A 3,363-nucleotide genomic window follows, 5' to 3' on the forward strand; every position below is an offset into this window, starting at 1 on the left:
CTCCACGGCATCGGCCGGGGCGAGGGCCACGCAGCCCTCGTGCCGCAGCCCCGGCGAGGCCGCGGCGGCATCGAGCGCGGCGCGCGCGGCCTCCGCGAGGCCCGGCACCACCGTCTCGGCCGGCGGTTCCGGCCAGATCAGCGCGACCGGGTGCAGCGCCCCGTGACGGGCGGCAAGCCGGCCGGATTCCGCCTCGGCCGCGCCGCGCGTCAATGCGGTGATGGCCGCCGCGACCGCCTGCGCCTCCGCCCCGCCATAGGGCAGGCGGAAGGCCGCCAGCAGCCCGGCCAGGTCGGCGAAACCGAGGCGTAGCCGCGGCGCCCGGCCATGCCCCAGGATGTCCAGCACCCGCACGCCGAGCGCGGCGGCGGCGGCATAGCCAGGCGCGTCGAAGCCGCCCTCGGCATCGAGGAAGGCCGGCAGGTTGAGCACGAAGCGTGCATCCTCGCGCCGGTCGCGCCAGACCTCGGCCCCGGGGGCGCCGCGGCGGGCCAGCAGCAGGGCGCGCAGGCGCTCGGCCAGGTCGTCCGCTTCCTCCGGGCTTTCGAGCAGGCCAAGGCGCCGGCCGCGAGTGGTGACGCGACGGATCCACCCCTCGGCAAACGTCGGCAGCGCGACCGGCCCGCTGCCGGGCGCCAGCGCGGCGATCGCCGCGGCGGCGCCATCCTCCCAGGCGGCGGGAAGGGCGATGGGGCGGGGCGCGGCGTCGGGATCGGCGCCGATCCGCTCCCGCCGAAGGGCCACGCTGTCCCACAGGGTACCAAGGATGCCTGCCATGGGCCGGAGGCTAGCCAGACTCGGCGGGCGGCGGAAGCCGCATCTTGTGGGCAGGGCCGCCCCGACCCCCAATATCCTGTGGATAGCCTGGTTTCGCCCGGTCGAAGCGCCGCGTCTCGCCGCATGCTTTGCGCGCGATCCGGCGCTGTGGCATCACAAGCCTCTCCGGGACGCCGCAAGGACCAGGCCATGGCCTTCCTCGATACCTTCTTCATCCGCCTGACCAGTCGCCGGATCGGCCAGGACCGCTTCGGCAACACCTATTGGGAGGCGAAGGCGCGCCGCGACGTCCAGGGCCGGCCGATCCGCCGCGTGCTCTATGCCGGCGTGCCCGAGGCGAGCAGCGTACCGCCGGAATGGTGGGGCTGGATCCACCACACCACCGCCGCGCCCCTGCCCGAGGACGCGCCCCGCCGCGCCTGGCAGAAGGAACACCGCCCCAACCTGACCGGCACGCCCGAGGCCTGGCGCCCGCCCGGCCACGACGCGCGCGGCGGCCAGCGCCCGGCGACCGCCGGCGACTACGAGGCCTGGACGCCGGGGCGCTGAACCCCGACATCCCGCCATCATGCAGAAGCGCAGCCTCGCCGAGATCCTGACCGGCGCCGTCGTCCTGGCCGTGGCCGGGGTGTTCCTGGTCTATGCCGTGACCGGCAGCGGGCGGTCGCTGACCGGCGGGCCCGGCATCACGCTCACCGCGCGCTTCGACAGGATCGACGGGCTGGCGGCCGGCGCCGATGTGCGCATGGCGGGCGTGAAGATCGGCCAGGTGGTGTCGCAGCGGATCGACCCCACGACCTTCCTGGCGGTTCTGAGGCTGCGCGTGGATGCGGCGCTGAACCTGCCCACCGACACCTCCGCCGAGATCCAGAGCGAGGGCCTGCTCGGCGGCAAATATGTCGCGCTGGTGCCCGGCGGCGCCGACCGCTTCCTGCGCGACGGCGGCGAGATCACCATCACCGCGAGCGCCGTCAGCCTCGAAAGCCTGCTCGGGCGCTTCATCTTCTCGGTCACCGAGATGAACCAGCAGCGCGGCGGCGACCAGCCAGCCCCCGCCCCGCCGGCAGCGCCGCGATGAGCCCGGCGCCCACCGTCTGGCCCGGCGCGGACGGCGCCCCGGTGTCGTGCCGGGAGAAGCTGAAGACGCTTGCCGAGAACCACGCCGAGGCGCGCCAGGTCCTGCAGGACGCCTTCGAGGACGCGGTGCTGATGGGCGTGGACGAGGCCGCGATGCGCCGCATCCTCATGGACCTCGTGGCGGGCCTCACCAGCCCGAAGCGCGCGTGATGCGCCGCGCGCTGCTGGCGCTGCTGCCGGCCTCGCTGGCGGTGGCGCTGCTGATGGCGCCGCGGCCCGCGGCGTCGCAGGACTGGGTGCCGATGCGCGCTGCCCGGTTGCAGGCGCTGGACAAGGTGACGGCGCGCATCACCATCCTCGAGGTGCGCGTCGGCGAATCCGTGACATTCGGCACGCTTTCCATCGCGCTGCGCGCCTGCCACGGCCGTGGCCCCGACGAGGTGCCCGACGCCGCCGCCTGGATGGAGATGACCGACAGCCGCGCCGCCCCGGGCAGCCCGCCCGCCTTCCGCGGCTGGATGTTCGCCAATGCGCCCGGCGTCAGCATGCTGGAACACCCGGTCTACGACATCCGGGTTCTGGAGTGCCGCTGATCTGACGTGCGCGAAGGCATGACCTTCGCGCCTCTCGGACGGCGGGCAGCAGCGATCAGACCGCCTCGCCGTCGCGCCATGCACCGGCGCACGCTGCCCGATTGATGGTCGGGGCGCGGTCGCGCCGCTCGCTCCAGGTTCGAGCGTCGCACGATCCGCATTTCCCTGGACGCTGAACGGTGTCGACGCCCTCCGTTCCGGCGCCTACAGCACTATCGGATCACACTGAATAAGCGTGATCGGATTTCGTGCTGTAGAATCAATAAGTTCAAGCGCAAGAAATCCGTCCGATAGGACGGATATTACGCTAGCGGATTGCGAAGAAGGATTTCAGCCGCGCCAGGATGTCCTCGCGCGTCGGTGCGGCCGGCGCGGCGCGGGTGCTGCCCGGCGGCGCGCGGTTGCGCGCCTGGCGCGCCGCCATGATCGCCGTGAGGCCCTCGAGCACCGCCGGGCGCGCGCGCAGCACCGGGTCGATCGCCTCGCGCGTCAGCCGGAAGGCCAGCGCATCGGTCAGCGCCGTGATGGTCGCGCTGCGCGGCTGGCCGGTCAGCAGCGACATCTCGCCAAACACCGCGCCGGGATGCAGCCGGTCGACCGGCACCTCGATGCCGTTCACGTCGGGGATGCGCACCTCGAGCACGCCCTCGGCCAGAAGGAACAGGCTGTCGCCCTGCTCGCCGCGACGCATCACCGCCTCGCCGGGGGCGAGCACCAGCTCGGCCATGGCGGTGGCGAGGCCCTCGCGCTCCTCCGGCGTGAAGGGCCGGAACAGGTCGATGCTGCCGAGCAGCAGGGCGGGCGATGCCGGCGCGGGCGGCTGCCAGGCGCGGCCGGGCCCCACCTCGCGCGCCGGGCGCGCGAATTCGAGCCCGGCGCGCTGAAGCGCGGCCTGCGACGCGCCGGCCACCGCATC

Annotated in this window: 5 protein-coding genes and 1 pseudogene; 4 read left to right on the forward strand and 2 right to left on the reverse strand. The window is 73.9% G+C overall.

What is annotated here, in order from left to right; genetic code table 11:
• Positions 1 to 777: pseudogene (locus HW578_RS24585) on the reverse strand (hypothetical protein); the annotation flags it as partial.
• A gap of 189 nt (positions 778 to 966) precedes the next feature.
• On the opposite strand from HW578_RS24585, the gene HW578_RS24590 reads away from it, so the two are divergent.
• Genes HW578_RS24590 through HW578_RS24605 form a run of 4 tightly spaced genes read left to right on the forward strand, consistent with a single transcriptional unit; the run spans position 967 to position 2,447 of the window.
• The gene (locus tag HW578_RS24590; RefSeq protein WP_198373337.1) at positions 967 to 1,326 is read left to right on the forward strand and encodes an NADH-ubiquinone oxidoreductase subunit NDUFA12 family protein; all 360 of its coding nucleotides are present in this window, start codon (positions 967 to 969) and stop codon (positions 1,324 to 1,326) included.
• A 19-nt stretch (positions 1,327 to 1,345) separates the two neighbouring features.
• Complete coding sequence (gene mlaD / locus HW578_RS24595; RefSeq protein WP_198373338.1) at positions 1,346 to 1,855, forward strand: outer membrane lipid asymmetry maintenance protein MlaD; 510 nt, start codon at positions 1,346 to 1,348, stop codon at positions 1,853 to 1,855.
• Entirely contained in the window at positions 1,852 to 2,064 is a 213-nt protein-coding gene (locus tag HW578_RS24600) for a hypothetical protein (RefSeq protein ID WP_198373339.1), read from the forward strand. The genes mlaD and HW578_RS24600 overlap by 4 nt, the downstream gene beginning before the upstream one ends.
• Positions 2,064 to 2,447 carry a DUF2155 domain-containing protein gene (locus HW578_RS24605; protein ID WP_198373340.1) on the forward strand — a complete coding sequence of 128 codons (384 nt, stop codon included), beginning with the start codon at positions 2,064 to 2,066 and terminating at the stop codon, positions 2,445 to 2,447. Before HW578_RS24600 ends, HW578_RS24605 begins: the two co-directional genes overlap by 1 nt.
• Before the next feature lie 307 nt (positions 2,448 to 2,754).
• Here HW578_RS24605 and HW578_RS24610 read toward each other — a convergent pair.
• The coding region (locus HW578_RS24610) for a cyclic nucleotide-binding domain-containing protein (protein ID WP_198373341.1) at positions 2,755 to 3,363 on the reverse strand (609 nt) is incomplete at its 5' end.

The sequence above is a fragment of the Roseomonas rosulenta genome (assembly GCF_016106005.1).
Lineage (GTDB): Bacteria > Pseudomonadota > Alphaproteobacteria > Acetobacterales > Acetobacteraceae > Neoroseomonas > Neoroseomonas rosulenta.

Bases quoted from the DNA above. Each gene is read 5' to 3' on its own strand.
- HW578_RS24600 (WP_198373339.1), top strand. From the start codon at position 1,852: ATGAGCCCGGCGCCCACCGTCTGGCCCGGCGCGGACGGCGCCCCGGTG.
- HW578_RS24605 (WP_198373340.1), top strand. From the start codon at position 2,064: ATGCGCCGCGCGCTGCTGGCGCTGCTGCCGGCCTCGCTGGCGGTGGCG.
- HW578_RS24590 (WP_198373337.1), top strand. From the start codon at position 967: ATGGCCTTCCTCGATACCTTCTTCATCCGCCTGACCAGTCGCCGGATC.
- mlaD (WP_198373338.1), top strand. From the start codon at position 1,346: ATGCAGAAGCGCAGCCTCGCCGAGATCCTGACCGGCGCCGTCGTCCTG.